The 14,210-nt window shown below is 66.7% G+C and carries 21 protein-coding genes; 17 read left to right on the top strand and 4 right to left on the bottom strand.

Translation table 11 applies throughout. The features are described from left to right. Nucleotides 1–2: 2 nt before the first annotated feature. The 8 genes from ASF53_RS21735 (at nucleotide 3) to ASF53_RS21700 (ending at nucleotide 5,196) form a co-directional block, all read left to right on the top strand. Nucleotides 3–1,316 (top strand): phage portal protein, encoded by a 1,314-nt coding sequence (locus ASF53_RS21735; RefSeq protein ID WP_082482910.1) that lies wholly within the window; start codon nucleotides 3–5, stop codon nucleotides 1,314–1,316. Next, nucleotides 1,303–1,866: an ATP-dependent Clp protease proteolytic subunit gene (locus ASF53_RS27110; RefSeq protein ID WP_502690595.1), complete on the top strand. Its 564-nt coding sequence runs from the start codon at nucleotides 1,303–1,305 to the stop codon at nucleotides 1,864–1,866. Before ASF53_RS21735 ends, ASF53_RS27110 begins: the two co-directional genes overlap by 14 nt. Nucleotide 1,867: 1 nt before the next feature. Continuing rightward, entirely contained in the window at nucleotides 1,868–2,536 is a 669-nt protein-coding gene (locus tag ASF53_RS21725; protein ID WP_056203640.1) for a hypothetical protein, read from the top strand. Between the two features lie 2 nt (nucleotides 2,537–2,538). After that, a complete protein-coding gene (locus tag ASF53_RS21720) occupies nucleotides 2,539–2,952 on the top strand; it encodes a phage tail terminator-like protein (RefSeq protein WP_056203637.1) in 414 nt (137 codons plus the stop codon). Nucleotides 2,953–3,048: 96 nt separating this feature from the next. After that, nucleotides 3,049–3,978, top strand: coding sequence for a phage tail tube protein (locus ASF53_RS21715; RefSeq protein ID WP_056203635.1), 930 nt, complete (start codon nucleotides 3,049–3,051; stop codon nucleotides 3,976–3,978). Nucleotides 3,979–4,043: 65 nt separating this feature from the next. Then, nucleotides 4,044–4,439, top strand: a complete 396-nt coding sequence (locus ASF53_RS21710) for a hypothetical protein (protein ID WP_056203632.1) — start codon at nucleotides 4,044–4,046, stop codon at nucleotides 4,437–4,439. After that, a complete protein-coding gene (locus ASF53_RS21705; RefSeq protein ID WP_056203629.1) occupies nucleotides 4,436–4,861 on the top strand; it encodes a phage-derived protein YdaY family protein in 426 nt (141 codons plus the stop codon). Before ASF53_RS21710 ends, ASF53_RS21705 begins: the two co-directional genes overlap by 4 nt. Before the next feature lie 47 nt (nucleotides 4,862–4,908). Next, nucleotides 4,909–5,196, top strand: coding sequence for a phage tail assembly chaperone (locus ASF53_RS21700; RefSeq protein ID WP_056203626.1), 288 nt, complete (start codon nucleotides 4,909–4,911; stop codon nucleotides 5,194–5,196). A gap of 4 nt (nucleotides 5,197–5,200) precedes the next feature. On the opposite strand, the gene ASF53_RS21695 is transcribed toward ASF53_RS21700, so the two are convergent. Next, nucleotides 5,201–5,521, bottom strand: a complete 321-nt coding sequence (locus tag ASF53_RS21695) for a BrnA antitoxin family protein (protein ID WP_056203621.1) — start codon at nucleotides 5,519–5,521, stop codon at nucleotides 5,201–5,203. Continuing rightward, the gene (locus ASF53_RS21690; protein WP_056203618.1) at nucleotides 5,508–5,783 is read right to left on the bottom strand and encodes a BrnT family toxin; all 276 of its coding nucleotides are present in this window, start codon (nucleotides 5,781–5,783) and stop codon (nucleotides 5,508–5,510) included. The genes ASF53_RS21695 and ASF53_RS21690 overlap by 14 nt, the downstream gene beginning before the upstream one ends. 144 nt (nucleotides 5,784–5,927) lie before the next feature. Between ASF53_RS21690 and ASF53_RS21685 the strand changes: the two genes are divergently transcribed. From ASF53_RS21685 to ASF53_RS21645, 9 genes are all read left to right on the top strand, one after another. Next, nucleotides 5,928–6,521: a hypothetical protein gene (locus ASF53_RS21685; RefSeq protein WP_056203614.1), complete on the top strand. Its 594-nt coding sequence runs from the start codon at nucleotides 5,928–5,930 to the stop codon at nucleotides 6,519–6,521. Further along, entirely contained in the window at nucleotides 6,521–6,850 is a 330-nt protein-coding gene (locus tag ASF53_RS26185) for a hypothetical protein (protein ID WP_056203612.1), read from the top strand. Before ASF53_RS21685 ends, ASF53_RS26185 begins: the two co-directional genes overlap by 1 nt. Nucleotides 6,851–6,860: 10 nt before the next feature. Beyond that, nucleotides 6,861–8,348, top strand: a complete 1,488-nt coding sequence (locus tag ASF53_RS21675; protein ID WP_056203607.1) for a hypothetical protein — start codon at nucleotides 6,861–6,863, stop codon at nucleotides 8,346–8,348. 69 nt (nucleotides 8,349–8,417) lie between these two features. After that, entirely contained in the window at nucleotides 8,418–9,116 is a 699-nt protein-coding gene (locus ASF53_RS21670) for an NlpC/P60 family protein (protein WP_056203604.1), read from the top strand. Between the two features lie 381 nt (nucleotides 9,117–9,497). Next, the gene (locus ASF53_RS21665; RefSeq protein ID WP_056203601.1) at nucleotides 9,498–9,794 is read left to right on the top strand and encodes a Pam3-gp28 family putative phage holin; all 297 of its coding nucleotides are present in this window, start codon (nucleotides 9,498–9,500) and stop codon (nucleotides 9,792–9,794) included. Next, the gene (locus ASF53_RS21660; RefSeq protein ID WP_056203599.1) at nucleotides 9,794–10,024 is read left to right on the top strand and encodes a hypothetical protein; all 231 of its coding nucleotides are present in this window, start codon (nucleotides 9,794–9,796) and stop codon (nucleotides 10,022–10,024) included. The genes ASF53_RS21665 and ASF53_RS21660 overlap by 1 nt, the downstream gene beginning before the upstream one ends. 3 nt (nucleotides 10,025–10,027) lie before the next feature. After that, on the top strand, nucleotides 10,028–10,228 hold the full coding sequence (locus tag ASF53_RS21655; protein ID WP_056203597.1) for a hypothetical protein: 201 nt from the start codon (nucleotides 10,028–10,030) through the stop codon (nucleotides 10,226–10,228). Nucleotides 10,229–10,255: 27 nt separating this feature from the next. After that, complete coding sequence (locus ASF53_RS21650) at nucleotides 10,256–10,717, top strand: hypothetical protein (protein WP_056203595.1); 462 nt, start codon at nucleotides 10,256–10,258, stop codon at nucleotides 10,715–10,717. Beyond that, nucleotides 10,714–11,172 (top strand): hypothetical protein, encoded by a 459-nt coding sequence (locus ASF53_RS21645; RefSeq protein WP_056203592.1) that lies wholly within the window; start codon nucleotides 10,714–10,716, stop codon nucleotides 11,170–11,172. The genes ASF53_RS21650 and ASF53_RS21645 overlap by 4 nt, the downstream gene beginning before the upstream one ends. Before the next feature lie 143 nt (nucleotides 11,173–11,315). On the opposite strand, the gene ASF53_RS21640 is transcribed toward ASF53_RS21645, so the two are convergent. Further along, nucleotides 11,316–13,040: a sensor domain-containing diguanylate cyclase gene (locus tag ASF53_RS21640; RefSeq protein ID WP_056203930.1), complete on the bottom strand. Its 1,725-nt coding sequence runs from the start codon at nucleotides 13,038–13,040 to the stop codon at nucleotides 11,316–11,318. A gap of 598 nt (nucleotides 13,041–13,638) precedes the next feature. Continuing rightward, nucleotides 13,639–14,202, bottom strand: coding sequence for a hypothetical protein (locus ASF53_RS21635; RefSeq protein ID WP_056203590.1), 564 nt, complete (start codon nucleotides 14,200–14,202; stop codon nucleotides 13,639–13,641). Between the last annotated feature and the right edge of the window lie 8 nt (nucleotides 14,203–14,210).

Below are 14,210 nucleotides of genomic sequence, written 5' to 3'. Positions count from 1 at the left end.
GAATGCAGGTTGTTCCCCGCATCCCGCTCGGCGGCATGCCCGCCGAGGCGCCGTCGGGGGGCTCCACGCACGCGCCGGTTCGCGCCGACGCTGGCGGCTACGTCTCGCTGGACGACCCGCGCCTGATCGACTTCCTGCGGGTCGGCAGCGGGACCGAGACCGCGACCGGCATGCATATCGACGTCGAGCGGGCGCTCAAGAACCCGTCGATGTTCCGGGCGGTCAGCCTGATTTCCTATGCGATCGGCATGCTGCCGTTGCAGTTGATCGAAGAAGAAACCAAGCGGAAGGCGTCGAACCATCCGCTCTACCGGCTTCTCCATCGCGAGCCGAACGACTTTCAGACGGCCTTCGACTTCCGGGTTCAAATGCAAATGCGCGCCCTGGTCAGGGGCAATGCCTTCGCGCTCATCGTGCGGTCTCGCGACCTGCGCGCGGGCGGCGAGCGGATCACGAAGCTGATCCCACTCGACCCGACCCGCATGACGGTGAAGCTCAACGAGGCGAATTGGACGGTCGAGTACCGCTATCAGCCGCCGCAGGGCGGGGCCCGAACCTACGGCGCGCGGGACATCTTCCATCTGCGCGGGCTGACGATGGACGGGCTGAACGGTCTCTCGCTCGTTCGGCAGGCCGCCGAAGCGATCGGCCTCGCGCTCGCGGCGGAGCGCGCCGCGGCTCGCCTGTTCAAGCACGGCGTCATGGCCGGCGGCGGGCTCAAGCATCCCGGCAAGCTGTCCGCGCCGGCCTACGAGCGGCTGGCCGCCAGCATCGCCGAGAAGGAGGGCGCCGACAACGCCGGCAAGACCCTGATCTTCGAGGAAGGCCTCGAATGGATGACGATGGCGGTCTCGGCGCGCGACGCGCAGATGACCGAGCTGCGCAAGCTTCAGGTCGAGGAAATCGCCCGCGTCACCGGTGTGCCGCGCCCGCTGCTGATGGTCGATGAAACCTCGTGGGGCTCCGGCATTGAGGCCCTGGGCCGGTTCTTCGTTCAGTACGCGCTCGGCCCCTGGTTCGAGGCGTGGCAGCAGGCCGGCGAACGCTCGCTGCTGACGACGGCCGAGAAGGACACCCTCACGATCAAGTTCAATCCGGGGGCGTTGCTGCGCGGTTCGACCAAGGATCAGGCCGACTTCTACGCCAAGGCGCTCGGCTCCGGCGGCGCGCCGGGATGGATGGATCAGAACGAGATCCGCGACCTTGCGGACCTGCCGGCGCGGACCGGCCACGACACCATCAGCATGGGCACCGCGAAGGCGGCCGGCGCCGCGCCGAACGCGGAGGAATCGGAGAACGGCAATGGCGGACAGTAAGGCGAAGGGCAGCAACGCCGTCGTGAAGGGTCCGGTGAAGGCCCCGCCCCGCGGCGTCGTGCGCGCACCGGGCACCCGCACGCCGCGGGTGAACGCGAAGGCACGCCCCGGCGCGATGCCGCTGCCGATCCGCCAGGACGTGCACGCCTTCACGCCCGCGCCCGTGTTCGACCGGTGGTCGGCCGACGCGGCGGGCGTGCGGGCCGTGGCCTACGACGACAACGTCATCACCATGTTCGACGTGATCGGGGAGGACTTCTGGACCGGTGGCGGCATCACCGCGAAGAAGGTCACTTCGCAGCTCCGCGCGATCGGCGACCGGCCCGTCGAGGTCCACATCAACAGCCCCGGCGGGGACATGTTCGAGGGCATCGCGATCTTCAACGTGCTGCGCGAGCACCCGCAGCCGGTCACGATCAAGGTGATGGGCTACGCCGCGTCGGCCGCGTCGATCATCCGCATCGACGGCCGGCTCCGCAACATCGAGTTCGTCGAGCCGGTCCGCGTGGCCGGCACGCTGGCCCGCATGAACCTGACGGTGCGGGGCTGACGTGGCGGTCGCCCGTTTCAAGACCTCCGGCCTCGATGTTCGCCTCGCCGTGGAGGCGTCGCTCTCGCCCGAAAGCCGTCGCGCGCTGATTGCCGCCCGCGCCCGCGAAGGCCTGCGCGAGAGCCAGGACATCAACCGGGCGGCGCTCGGCCACGTGCCAGTGCATGACACCTTCGTCGATGGCCGGGCCGGCGCCATGCTGGAAAGCGTCAACCCGGATCGGGGCGTGATCGTGTTCCGCTTCCAACTGGCGCAAGACCTTCTCGCCTGGATCGAGGCGATGCTGATCCTTCACTCGCCGGTGCTGACGGAACGCTATGCGCGGTCGCACATCCTGTTCGCCGACGACCGGCAGGCGGACGCCGCCGAGCCGCCCCCGGCCGACGTCTACATCTTCCTGAACGCGCAGCCCTACGCCCGGAAGATCGAGCGCGGGCAGTCGAGCCAAGCGCCCGATGGGGTCTATGAAGCGGTCGCGGCGATGGCGGCGCGCCGCTTCGGCAACGTCGCCCGCATCCGCTTCGGCTTCCGCTCGTTTCAGGATGGAGCCATGGTCACGAATGCCGAGGTGTCTGCGCTGCGCCGGGATCTCGGCCGGCGCGGTGCATCCGAGATCGTCAAGCGCGAGCGCGAGACGCGCCAGCCGGCCATCATCGTGGCGATGAACTGACCATGTCGCTGTCGGCCATCTCCGCCGCCGTCGAGGCCCGGCTCGCCGCGCAATGGAATCGGTGCCCGGTGCGCGGGCTGAATGAGGCCTCCGGCAACACGCCGCTGGACAGCAAGCCGTATCTGGAAATCCAGTTTCCGGTTTCGACCTCGGAGCAGATCAGCACCGGCACGCCCGGCCGGAACGTGTGGCGGACCGAAGGGGCGATTCGCTTCGTCCTGAACATCCGCACCGGCAAGGGCGTGAAGGACGGCGCCGCCTGGGTCGATGAACTGGCCGCCCTGTTCCGTGGCAAGGTCTTCGACGGGGTCCGCACCTTCGCGCCGTCCATGCCGACGCTCGACGATCGCAACGCCGACGGGAAGTGGTTCAGCTTGAGTTTCGCCGTCCCCTTCGAGTTCGATCTCTTCGCCTGATCCGGCCGCAGGGCCGTGTCGCCTCCTCTCCCCTGATGGAGAGGCCTTTCGCGCGCCGCGTCGCGCCCTTCCGCTACCACCCTCAGGAGAAACACCATGGCTTTCGCCAATGGCAGCGAGCGGCGTACCGCCTACGTCGCCGAGACCGTGTTCGGGGAGACCCCGGCAACCCCGTCCTTCAAGGCGCTGCGCATCACCGGCGGCTCGCTGCGCACGACCAAAGGCACTGTCACCTCCGATGAGATCCAAGCCGATCGCAACGTCCGCGACGAGCTGATGGTGAGCCAGGACGTGACCGGCTCCTATGATTTCGAGCTGAGCGGGGAGACCTTCGACGACTTCATCGCGGCGGCTTTGCGCGGCGGCTGGACGGCGAATGTCCTGAAGAACGGCATCCTGCGGCCTTCCTTCACCGTCGAGGAAACCATCAACTTCGGCGGCACGAACTCGTTCTCCCGCTTCCGCGGCGTGGCGGTGAACACCATGTCGCTGAATCTGCCCTCGCGGCAGAAGGTGACGGGCTCGTTCGGCCTGATGGGTGCGCAGGAATCGATCGAGGACGCCATCGTCACCGGTGCGACCTATGCGGCGGCCAACGTGAACCAGCCGGCGACGGCCTCGGCGAATGTCGGCACGGTCAACGTCGGCGGCACCGCGACCCCGTTCCGGGTCAAGTCGCTGTCGTTGGAGGTGAACAACGAGCTGCGGGTGCGCGATGCCGTCGGCACCATGTTCTCGGCTGAGTTCGGCGCCGGCCGGTCCAACGTCACCGGCACGCTCGAATGCTACTTCGAGGGCAACGACCAATATCAGGCCGTGCTCGACCACGGCTCTGGCGCGATCTCGTTCACCGTCGGCGTCGAGGCGAACAAGAAATACACGATCCTGGTCCCGAAGGCCCGGTTCCTCGACGGTGCGCGCAACCCAGGTGGCAACACCGACGACGCGATGCTCTCGCTCCCCTTCCGCGGGATCTACGACGACGCCACGCAGGCCAGCATACAAATTACACGCGCCGTCGCCTGACGTCGCCACCGACCGATCCGTGGCGCGCCCGCGCTGCGGCCTCGCACGCGCAGGGAGGCGCGCCCATGAAGACCGTCACCATCCTCTCCGATTTCTCGTCCTACCCCAACGGGAAGGACGAACGCGTCTGGAAGACGGGCGAGGAAGCCGAACTTTCGAACGAGCACGCCGATCTGCTCGTCGGCAAGGGCCTCGCGAAGGAGGCCAAGGCGGCCAAGCCCGCACCGGCGCCGACCACTCAAGATCCCGAGAAGACGGCTCCATCGCCCGCCTCTGGCACCGTCGCCAGCGTCCCCTTCGTGATCACGAAGGCGCAGCGCGCGCAGCTCAGAACCCTTGGCAAATCCGATGCCGAGATCTCTCGCATGACCCCGGCCGAAGCTCATGACGTGCTCTCGGCCACCACCAAGGCCGCGCTGGCACCCGCCGCCGAGCCCGAGAAGAAGGACGACAACGCGTGAAGCTTTCCAGCCTGAAGGTCGATGCCGTCGCCATCGAGGACGGCGAATGGATCGGCAACATCCCCGAGATGGGCGATCTCGAAGTCCGCGTCCGCGGCCTCAACAACGCCAAGTATCGCCGCTTGCAGACGACGCTCATCGACGCCGTGCCGCGGGCCAAGCGTCAGGGCGGTCGCCTCGACCCCGACGAGCAGGACCGCATCACGGCCTCCTGCCTCAACGCGACGGTGCTGCTCGATTGGCGCGGTCTCGAAGGCGAGGACGGCCAGCCGGTGGCCTACTCCAAGGATCTCGCAACCGAGCTTCTGACCAAGCCCGAGTTCCGGCGCTTCCGTGAGGCCGTGATCTGGGCGGCCTCGCAGGTCGGTGAGGAGCGCGCCGCCGCCGACGAGGACGACGCGGGAAACTCGCAGGCTGCCTGAAGTGGTCGCTCCGGTGGAGCGATCACATCGCCTGGGCAGAGGCGGAGATGGAGGCCGATCCGAGCTTCCTCCCCGCCTTCATGTTGGAGCGGCCGGATCTCTGGCCGCACCTCGTGTTCCATAGCGAGGCGTTTTCCGCACTCTCCACGGACCGGCCGCTCGGCGCTCTCGGTGGCGTCGGCGCGATCCCGTGGACCGCCCTGGACCAATACGCCGCGCGGCACGGCATCGAAGATCCCGACGAGTTCGAGCGGTTCCAGAAGCTGATCCGGGTTCAGGACCGAGCTTATCTGGAACACGCGGCGGAGGCAGCGAAGGCGAAGGGCGGGAAATAGGCTCCTAAGCCGGGGTCAGTTTCTTGGCGGCCTCGGCCAAGGCATCGTTCATCCGGGTCTGCCAGCCCGCACCGGTCGCCTTGAAGGCGTCCAGCACGTCGGGATCGATCCGCAGCGACACGGGCACGCGCTTGGTCTCCGAACGCGGGCGCCCACCGCGGCTCTTGAAGGCAGCAGCCATCGCATCGGGAAGCCCCTCGGGGCCGGGACGCATCCGGGCCAACTCGTCGTCGGTGAGATCGGGATTGTCGGACACCTCGTCCCAATCGGCCTGGGTGTAGCTCGGGTTCGGCACGTAGTCGGGGGCGGTCTTAGGAGCGGTCATAGGCAGCCCTTTCCTTCGGGTTGGCACGGCGGACGCTGACGACGTCAACAGCCTCCGTGCCGAGAGGAGAGACGATCACCACGACGACGGTCTCGCTGCGCCATGCGCCGAGGAGCTTGAAGCGCTCGCGGCCGGTCGCGCTGGGCTTGGTCGGCAGGCTGAGGAACCGGTCGAAACTGAACGCATCCTCGAACTCGGCGAAGTCGAAGCCGTGCTTTGCGATGTTCGCTCGCCGCTTCGGTTCGTCGAAGGTGAAGATCATGGTTTCGGTATATACCTAAACTCAAGAGTAGAGCAAGTGGTTTTGGTATATACGTGCCGGTCAAGTTGCGACTGGCTCGATCCCACACCAGCCCTCCGTTGAAACGTCGCCGTGCTTCGCGCGGCGCTTTCGCGTGGAGACGTCATGGTTGCCGTCAACCAGATCCGCGACGAGTACCGGCTCGAGGCCAAAACCGTTGGCGTCGATCAGGCCAAGGCCGCCGCCGAAGGTCTCGCCGGGGCAACCGACAAGGTTGCCGCGTCCAGCGAGCGGCAGGAGCGGAAGGTCATCAGCGTGCAGCGCGCGCTTGAGCGCTTCGCCGCCTCCAACGATCAGGCGTTTCGCGCTCAGCAGCAGGTCGAGCGGGCGCAGGCGCTGGTCATGGGACCGTGGGGCGCTGTCATCGGTGCGGGCGCCGGCCTGATCGGCGGCCTGTTGGGCAAGTCCCAGGCGAAGAAGGCGGCCGAGAAGAAGATCCGCGAGCAGTTGGAGGCCTACAAGGAGGCCTACCGGCAGGCCGAACCCGAGATCAAGAAACTACAGGCAGCGTTGCGGGAAATCTACCGCATCGTGACGACGTCGGGCATCCACAACCAAGTCGTCGTCATCCCCGATCCCACCGACACAGAGAGCGTCCAGCGGGACGTCTTCATCGGCACGATCGGCGCACTCCCCTCGCTGCGCCGATCGACGTTTCGGCGCATCGCCACCAGCTTCAAAATCAAAGAGGCGCTGTGATGCCCCTGTCCGGACAGGTGAAGCAGATGTTCGATGCGGCGGCCGACCGCCTCAAGAGCTTCTACGAGGGACAGCGGCCCTACGACCCGGTCGATAACCCCGGCGGCCTCCGGCGCGGCGGCAACGTCGTGAACTTCGTCCCCGCGCTGTCGGACGTCGCAGAAGTCGGGGTCGGGATCGGGGTTCTTGCGGGTGAGGTGTCACAGGCGGCAAACCTTGTGGTGGACAAAACGACTGCAGCGCTCGCCGCCGCCGATCGCGCGGAAGGCCGGAAAGACGATCATCACGCCCGACTCGCTCCAGATCCTCGGACCCGGCTCGACCGGTGAGGTCTCGACCATGAGCGTTCGGCCGGCCGGCGCGCCCGTCGGCCGCACGCTGGCCGCCCTCTTCTCCAATCAGCTCTACGCTGTGAACTTTGGGGTGCTCCCAGGCGCAGCCGACAACGGGCCTGCGCTCCGAACGGCATTCGCGCGAGCGCAGGAGCTGGGGTCGAACCTTCTGCTGCCCGACTTCGACATGAACGTGTGTGCCGGCGCGGACCCAGATGCCCTGCTCCGCATCGAGCGGCCCATGAACCTGTCCGGGCAGGGTCGAAACTCACGCATCCTCCCGTGCGCTAATGCCGGCGACCGGGCCGTCATTCTGGTCAAGCCCGGCATCAACGCGGGCGGCATCCGCGGCCTCACGCTGCGAGACTTCTCCATCGGCTATCTCGCCACCCGCATCGGTGGCGACGGCATCCGCTTCGACACGACCAACCTCAACGGCTTCATCGCCAAGCCGCTGGTCAACAACGTCAGCATCGCCGATGCCGGCCCTGGCAAGTATGCCATCCACCATATCAACAACCCCGATCCGGCGACGGGCAACATCACGGGTGGCCTGTTTGGCGGCACCTTCTCAAACTCCGATTTCTTCGGGGGAATGCGGTTCTACAAGACAGGTGACAGCAATAATGTTCTTCACAACATTATTGCAGGCAACAATACCGGAGTGGAATATGAGGGGATTGGTGGCGCGGCTACGCACCTCTTTTTCGGCAACAACATCACGTCGTATGGCGGGGCGTTTGTTATTCGCAATACGATCCAGCCGAAAATCATCAGCAACCAGACCGAAGGGTTTCACACCTACACGGGCACCTATGGCGCGCTAATCACCCTCGACGGCTCCCATGACGGTGTCATCGAAGAGAACAACGCCAACGCCTACGACCGGGTTGATGTTGTCCGCCTCGTAAACGGGGCAAGTGGGAACACCGTCGGCGACAACACCGTGACCTACAGCACGGCCGCCGGGAAAGTCATGACGCGCGTCGTCGGCTCTCCCGGCAACACCATCGCGCGTCAGCGATCCGACACCGACTTTACCCGGACCCCGAACGGCCCCGGAGAGGCGGATGATGGCTTCAATTTCGCGCCGCGCACCCGCACCGTGAACTCTGTCGACGCGACATCGCACCCGACGATCGGTGCCTTCCAGCAATTGACACTGAACGGAGCGTGGTCTGCCGCGACCGATCCCGACTACAACCAAGGGCTCTCCGTCCAGCTTCTGCCCGACAACTCCGTCGCCTTGCGTGGGTCGGTCGTGTTCAGCACCCCAGGAACGCCGCAGCCGGTCGGCACCCTGGTCGCCACGCTTCCCCCGGCCTATCGCCCCTCGAAGTCCGTCCGCATCGGAGCCGACATGCTCGTCATTGGGAGCCCCAATAGTTGGGGCAGAGCAGTGTTTATCATCGACAAGGACGGGGGCGTGTACGTGCAGAGCGCGAACAGCGGATACCTGATCCACTTCGACAGCACGTCCTTCTCGCGCCTCTGACCCGACCCGCTCGCTGCGCCACCCGGCCCGAGCCTGAGACGACCACCCTTCACATCGGAGAACACCATCATGGACGTCGCTGCGATTCAGCGCGCTCTCCTCGCGCGCGGGTATGACCTCGGACCCTCGGGAGCGGACGGCGATGCTGGCCCCCGCACCATCGCCGCCGTGACCGCGTTCCAGCGCTCGGCCGGGCTGGTGGCCGACGGCATCGCCGGGCCGAAGACGCAGGCCGCCCTGCAGAAGGCCGACATCAGCGAGCGGCGCGAGGCACCGGAGAAGCCGGGCTGGCTCGTGCTGGCGGAAGGCGAACTCGGCGTCCGCGAGGGCGCGGGCGCGGCCAACAACCCGCGCGTCGTGAAGCTCTTCGCCGATGCGGGCTTCTCCGGCATCAAGCAGGACTCGGTCGCTTGGTGCGCGGCGGCCGTCGGCGCCATGCTGAAGCGAGCCGGCCACGCGCCCTCCGGCAGCCTCGCGGCCCGGTCCTACGAAAGCTGGGGCATCGGGCTGAAGGAGCCGGCGCTGGGCGCCATCGCCACGAAGAAGCGGGGCAACTCGTCCTGGCAGGGTCATGTCGGCTTCGTCGTCGGCGCCAACGCGAGCCGGATCTTCCTGCTCGGCGGCAACCAGGGCGATGCGTGGTCCGTCGCGGCCTTCCCGCGCAAGGAGTTCACCGCCTTCCGCTGGCCGGCCGACGTGCCGCTGCCGGCGCCGCACACGCTGCCGACGACGATCGCCGGGGCGCGCTCGGGTGTGAGCGAGGCGTAGAACAGCGGGTCGGCGCTGAAGAGGGGGAGCCGCACCGACCCGCTGGCCGTTTACCGCGGGTGTCGGGGGAGGCCACGGCGCAACGACATCGAATCATGGAACGCGACCAGGGCGCGCTCAAGCTGCGAGTGCGGTTTACCTCAATCGAGTTCCTAACATGGCCACGCGCAAGCGCTCCCCGAAAGTAGCGGGCCGGTGCTGCAGCCCCCCCGCGCACCGACCCGCCGTCCGCGGGCCCGATGAGACAATATAGCCCTGCAGACGCAGTCATTCGTGCGCCTCATCCCAAGGACGCGCAAGTCGCACCCCAAAGTTTGACCTGGGGGCGAGGTACCGAGCCGGCCGGGCCAGCCGCGCATCCCCACCATCAGGACCACCACCATGATGAACACAGCACAGGTCGCGGCTGCCGCGCGGATCCTCATCGTCTTCCTCGGCGGCATCGCCGTGAACCGCGGGCTGGCGACGCAGGAGCAGGTCGACTTCCTCAGCGACGTCACCATGCTGACCGCCATCGTCGGTGGCGTCGCGGCCGTCGTGGCAGCCGGCTACGGCGTCTGGCTCCGCCGCCCGGCTGGCCTCGTCGCGTTGGCTGCGAAGCTGCCCGAGGTCTCCGAGATCAAGGCCGCCCCCCGGCTCGTCAATCGCGTGGACGACGCCAAGGTGACGGTGCGCTGATGCCCTTCACCCTCCCGTGGTGGGCGTCCGCGCTCATCACCTTCCTCGTGCGGGCTGTGAACGATTGGGCGGCCCGCCGGCGCGCGGAGCAGGTGATGCGCGACCTCGGCGCGGCGACGCAGGCGAACACCGCTCGCGCTGAGGCCGAGCGTCAGGAGGTGGCGGCCGCCCGCGCAGGCGCCGCGGCTGAGGACGGCGCCGACGATCCCCAAGACCTGCGGAAGGACTGAGCCGTGCTGATCACCTGCGCCGTGGCGGGCTTCTTCGTGTTCGCCTGCCAGAGCCCCGATCCGACGCCGCCCGCCGCCCGGTTCTGCCGGACGATGACGGCGCCGGTCCTCTACTCGGCCCAGGATACGGCGGAGACTCGCCGGCAGCTCCGGGGCCTGAACGCGAAGTGGCGGGCGGTGTGCGATGTGCCCGCCGCCCGCTGACATCATCCATGCGGACACGGAGAGATCATGCCGGGGTCGGAACTGCCGGAAGAAGAGCTGCGGCAGGCGCGGCGAGGAACGGCGATCGGCGCGGGCGGCCTCTTGCGGGAATCGGTTCCTCTCCCGGCGCGCGGCCTCGGCGAGGATGCTGTGCGCCGGGCGCGCGATCTGGACGACGATGATGACGACCGCCGTGTCATGTCGTTTCCGCTGCACATGCGAAAGCTGTTCCGATCGATCGACGAGGGCGAGGCGGAAAAGCTGCTCGCCCTGCTCGCGCTACGCAAGGACACGATCGACTGGATCGCGGAGAAGAACCCGCGCGAGCTGAAGAACCTCGACGGGGTGGTCGAGTTCGTCAGTTCCTCGCGGACGGCTGCCAAGGTGCTGATGTGGGTCGGGGGCTTTGCCGTGGCCTTCGTCGGCGGCGTCACGGCACTGGCCAAGAACGGCATCGATCTGTTCGCGATGATGCGGGGTGGCCGATGACGGGATTGCGCCTCTTCGGCTACGCCTGCCTCACCATCATCACCGCCGCGATCTTGGCGACGGCCGGGGTGCTGGCGTGGTTCATCGCGGACCGCGGCCTGCCAGTCGAGGTGAGGGACACGACGGTGCTGACGCCCGTGGTGCGTCCAGGCGGAAAACTCGTGATCCGGCAGCGACTGGACTACCTGCGCAACTGCAGCGCTTACGTCGATCGGGCGCTATTCGACGCGCACACCCATCGAGTGATCCTGCCGGCGGTTCGGTACGAGCGGCCACCACAGGGGCTGGGCCCGCGCACCATTACCTTCACGATCACCGTGCCCGACGAGTTCGGGCCGGGCGCGGGCGAGTACCATGCGGCCCCAGAGTATCACTGCAACCCGCTGCAGCGGCACTACTGGCCAATTACCTGGGCGCAGACCGTGGTGCGGTTCAAGATCGAGCAGAAGCCATGAGCCCCTGCTTCGTCGCCGTCACCCTGGCCGGCCTGCTCGCGAGCGGGAAGCCGGCCAAGGACGCCCGCGCCTATCTCTACATCGGGCCGAGCACACGCATCAGCCCGGTGGTTACTCGGTGCACAATGGCTGGGACCGAAAAGTTAGGCGGCTGTCCGCAGGCTGTGGGACGGTCTTCCGTCGAACGTGCGTACGCAATTGCGCCCGGCCGATTTAGCCGCGTAGAGGGCGCGGTCCGCACGCTCAATCGTGCGGTCGATATCATCGTCTGTCACCTCAGCACCGGCCATGCCGATGCTGATCGTCGCCCTGAGGCACTGACCATCCGGCTCGAACACGGTGCCTGCGACGGTCTGCCGGATGCGGTCCGCGAAGATCGCTGCACCCTGCACATCGGTTTCTCGGAGCAGTACCACAAACTCCTCGCCGCCGAACCGCGCTGCCTTGTCGGTTGTTCGGATCGCATCTCTGATGATTCGGCTGACCTGGCGGATGACTTCGTCGCCTGCCGCGTGGCCGTATAGGTCGTTGACGCGCTTGAAGTGATCGATGTCGATCATCAGGACGCAGATGCCGCGCCGGTAGCGCTTGAAGTAGCTCATCGCGTCGTTGGCCAGCGGCAGGAACGCCCGCCGGTTGAGGAGACCTGTGAGCCCGTCCGTGTCAGCCAGGACCTGCATGGCGTGCAGATCGGCGCCGAGTCTCCGGACACGGTCCTCCGCGGCATGCACAGCGTCCGACGACTCGGCCCGGATTTGCCGCGCATCTTCCTCGGCCGTGCCGATACGTCTGAGTAGCGACCGGAGTGCGGTGGACAGGCGCAGAACCTCGGGAGAGCCGTGAACGCGGTTCGTCATCCGCGCATTCGTCTGCCGGCCGATGCGGTCGACGGCCTCTGTCAGCTGTGTCAGGGGCCGGCTTAGACGCCCCGCGACCAGCCCAATCCCAACCACGCCCAGCACGGCGGCGCTAAGGCCAAGCAGCAGGATCAGTCCAGTTAGACGGTCGGCGCCTGCAAGCGCCGTATCTAGGGGCTGCAGAGCGACAACGATCCAGCCGAGGCCCGCATAATCGCCTCGGCCGCGGGTGGGGGAGACAGCCACGAGCCGGTCTCCGTCCGCCCGGCGGTCGATGAAGTGACCGGCGGTGAGTTGCGCGGCCGTGTAGGGGACCGACCCAAGACCCGGCCCGAGCAAGACTCTGCCAGACCGATCGAGGACGATAATGTCTTCTCTCAATTCCGGCCGTCGGGATGACAGCACCTCACGCCGAACAACATCAGCCCAGCGCCAGCTGAGATGGGCTCCGAGCACGCCGACGACCCGGCCTGAGCCGTCGCTGACCGGGGTGGCCACATCGACGAAGCGGAACGGCGTACCGTCGGCGTGCGGTTTGAGTAGGGGCTCCAGCAGGACCGCCGCGTGAACGTCCTCGACAGCGGCCTGCCGGACGCCGTTTAGGAACCACGGGCGACTTCCGACACTCGCCCCTTCGAGGATCCCACCGGTGGCCGCGCGTACTCGGCCATCGAGAGCGGCGAACCCGATCCAGGCGTAGTCCGGTAGTGTCCTCTGCATCGTATCGAGCACGCTGCGCAGACTGCCGGTGTTCTCGAGCCAGTGGGGCCGCAGGGGTTCGAGGGCTGCAATGTTGCTGATCTCGCGCAGGCGTTCGGCCATGTCTTGGTCGAGACGGTCGGCTACGGAGCGCGTGACCTGCAGGAGGGTGTCCTGAGCCATGTCGGTAGCCTGCCCGCGCGCCAGCAAGGCGGATCCGACCGTCGTCACGCCCACGATCGTGAGCCCGATGGCTCCGGCCAACAGGCTGATCTGACGCTTGAGCGGAACTTTGTCGGCGAGCTTGAGCATCTGGGGCATCCTCATCGGCCACACTTCTATGCCGCGGCGGATGAGCTTGCGTAAATTTTATAGGTTAATTCTTTCTGTGTGCTAATATACGAAACCTGGAAATGAGTTGAAATGGGAAAAATTATAGTACAATGCGAGGAAATGCTGGGTTGATTCCAGTCAGGTTCAGGTGATCATTCCAATCCAGCGCAGTGCACTCGGGGCTGTTCATACTGGTGGAAGCCTTTCGAGATTCGGCTTTTTGCCGCCGTGCTCGTGCATCGACGCACGCTCCTGTTAGGATACTGGAAGTAGTAGCAAGCGGACGGACAGGCTCAAACCGCTGAGTCCAACGAGTTGTGAAGGTCCGCTTCCAACTTCGCTCCAGCCCATCGCGGTCTTCCTGTACAATGCTGGCCGCCCACCATCTGGAGACATCGGTCCCGCGATCGAGCACACGCGGCCTTACATCGGGGATTGGTGGGGAACGGGGGCTCTCGGGTCGGGCGGGTCATCGCCCGGATGACCGGGGAAACTTACAAATGTTACCTTCCAATAAGGCTGGGTCGTGGCGCATCATGCAACCTTAGCGGGTGGGCATGGACGGCGCGCCGCATCTTTATCTTGCCAGAGCCAGCTTATGAGCCATTCCGCACCAATCGAAGGGCACCACGCCCAAGAACCCCATGATCGGTGCAGACGCGCCCTGGCCGAGGCCATTGCCGGCCTTGAGATCATCCGCGACGAAAGGCCTGCCGCCGATCCGATCTATCCCCGTCACGGTAGCATTGAGGCGCACGATACCTGGGGGTTCGACTCGGCTTCGCACGAGCGCGCAGAGACCGCGCGGGCCACGCTGGCGAGCGTTGCAGAGATCATGGAAGGGCAGCCGTCGCTGTCCTCGTGAGCGCTCAAAGCGCCGACGCACTACATCAGCCCCGCCGGCACCCGCCGCGCGGGGCTTTTTCGTTTCAGCCACCGCGCGTTCCCGCCGCCGTATCACGCACCACGGCCGCTCTTCCTCGCCCTCCGCTACCGCGATCAACCGCCGCCGCACCACGGCCAACCGCTCTTCCCGGTTCGCTTCCGTGGGGGCGATCTCCTGCGCGACGGCCTCGTAAATTTCGCGCACGGTCTCTTCGTCCAGGCCGAGGTCCTGCGCGAACAGGAGCAGGCCGCGCATTTTGGCGA

Origin of the sequence: Methylobacterium sp. Leaf123, assembly GCF_001423405.1 — a bacterium.
Lineage (GTDB): Bacteria > Pseudomonadota > Alphaproteobacteria > Rhizobiales > Beijerinckiaceae > Methylobacterium.
Note: the sequence above shows the minus strand (reverse complement) of the source record. Positions and strands in the feature narration are given on the sequence as shown.

Bases quoted from the DNA above. Each gene is read 5' to 3' on its own strand.
- ASF53_RS21735 (WP_082482910.1), top strand. From the start codon at position 3: ATGCAGGTTGTTCCCCGCATCCCGCTCGGCGGCATGCCCGCCGAGGCG.
- ASF53_RS27110 (WP_502690595.1), top strand. From the start codon at position 1,303: ATGGCGGACAGTAAGGCGAAGGGCAGCAACGCCGTCGTGAAGGGTCCG.
- ASF53_RS21720 (WP_056203637.1), top strand. From the start codon at position 2,539: ATGTCGCTGTCGGCCATCTCCGCCGCCGTCGAGGCCCGGCTCGCCGCG.
- ASF53_RS21715 (WP_056203635.1), top strand. From the start codon at position 3,049: ATGGCTTTCGCCAATGGCAGCGAGCGGCGTACCGCCTACGTCGCCGAG.
- ASF53_RS21710 (WP_056203632.1), top strand. From the start codon at position 4,044: ATGAAGACCGTCACCATCCTCTCCGATTTCTCGTCCTACCCCAACGGG.
- ASF53_RS21700 (WP_056203626.1), top strand. From the start codon at position 4,909: ATGGAGGCCGATCCGAGCTTCCTCCCCGCCTTCATGTTGGAGCGGCCG.
- ASF53_RS21695 (WP_056203621.1), bottom strand. From the start codon at position 5,521: ATGACCGCTCCTAAGACCGCCCCCGACTACGTGCCGAACCCGAGCTAC.
- ASF53_RS21690 (WP_056203618.1), bottom strand. From the start codon at position 5,783: ATGATCTTCACCTTCGACGAACCGAAGCGGCGAGCGAACATCGCAAAG.
- ASF53_RS21685 (WP_056203614.1), top strand. From the start codon at position 5,928: ATGGTTGCCGTCAACCAGATCCGCGACGAGTACCGGCTCGAGGCCAAA.
- ASF53_RS26185 (WP_056203612.1), top strand. From the start codon at position 6,521: ATGCCCCTGTCCGGACAGGTGAAGCAGATGTTCGATGCGGCGGCCGAC.
- ASF53_RS21675 (WP_056203607.1), top strand. From the start codon at position 6,861: ATGAGCGTTCGGCCGGCCGGCGCGCCCGTCGGCCGCACGCTGGCCGCC.
- ASF53_RS21670 (WP_056203604.1), top strand. From the start codon at position 8,418: ATGGACGTCGCTGCGATTCAGCGCGCTCTCCTCGCGCGCGGGTATGAC.
- ASF53_RS21665 (WP_056203601.1), top strand. From the start codon at position 9,498: ATGATGAACACAGCACAGGTCGCGGCTGCCGCGCGGATCCTCATCGTC.
- ASF53_RS21660 (WP_056203599.1), top strand. From the start codon at position 9,794: ATGCCCTTCACCCTCCCGTGGTGGGCGTCCGCGCTCATCACCTTCCTC.
- ASF53_RS21650 (WP_056203595.1), top strand. From the start codon at position 10,256: ATGCCGGGGTCGGAACTGCCGGAAGAAGAGCTGCGGCAGGCGCGGCGA.
- ASF53_RS21645 (WP_056203592.1), top strand. From the start codon at position 10,714: ATGACGGGATTGCGCCTCTTCGGCTACGCCTGCCTCACCATCATCACC.
- ASF53_RS21640 (WP_056203930.1), bottom strand. From the start codon at position 13,040: ATGCTCAAGCTCGCCGACAAAGTTCCGCTCAAGCGTCAGATCAGCCTG.
- ASF53_RS21635 (WP_056203590.1), bottom strand. From the start codon at position 14,202: ATGCGCGGCCTGCTCCTGTTCGCGCAGGACCTCGGCCTGGACGAAGAG.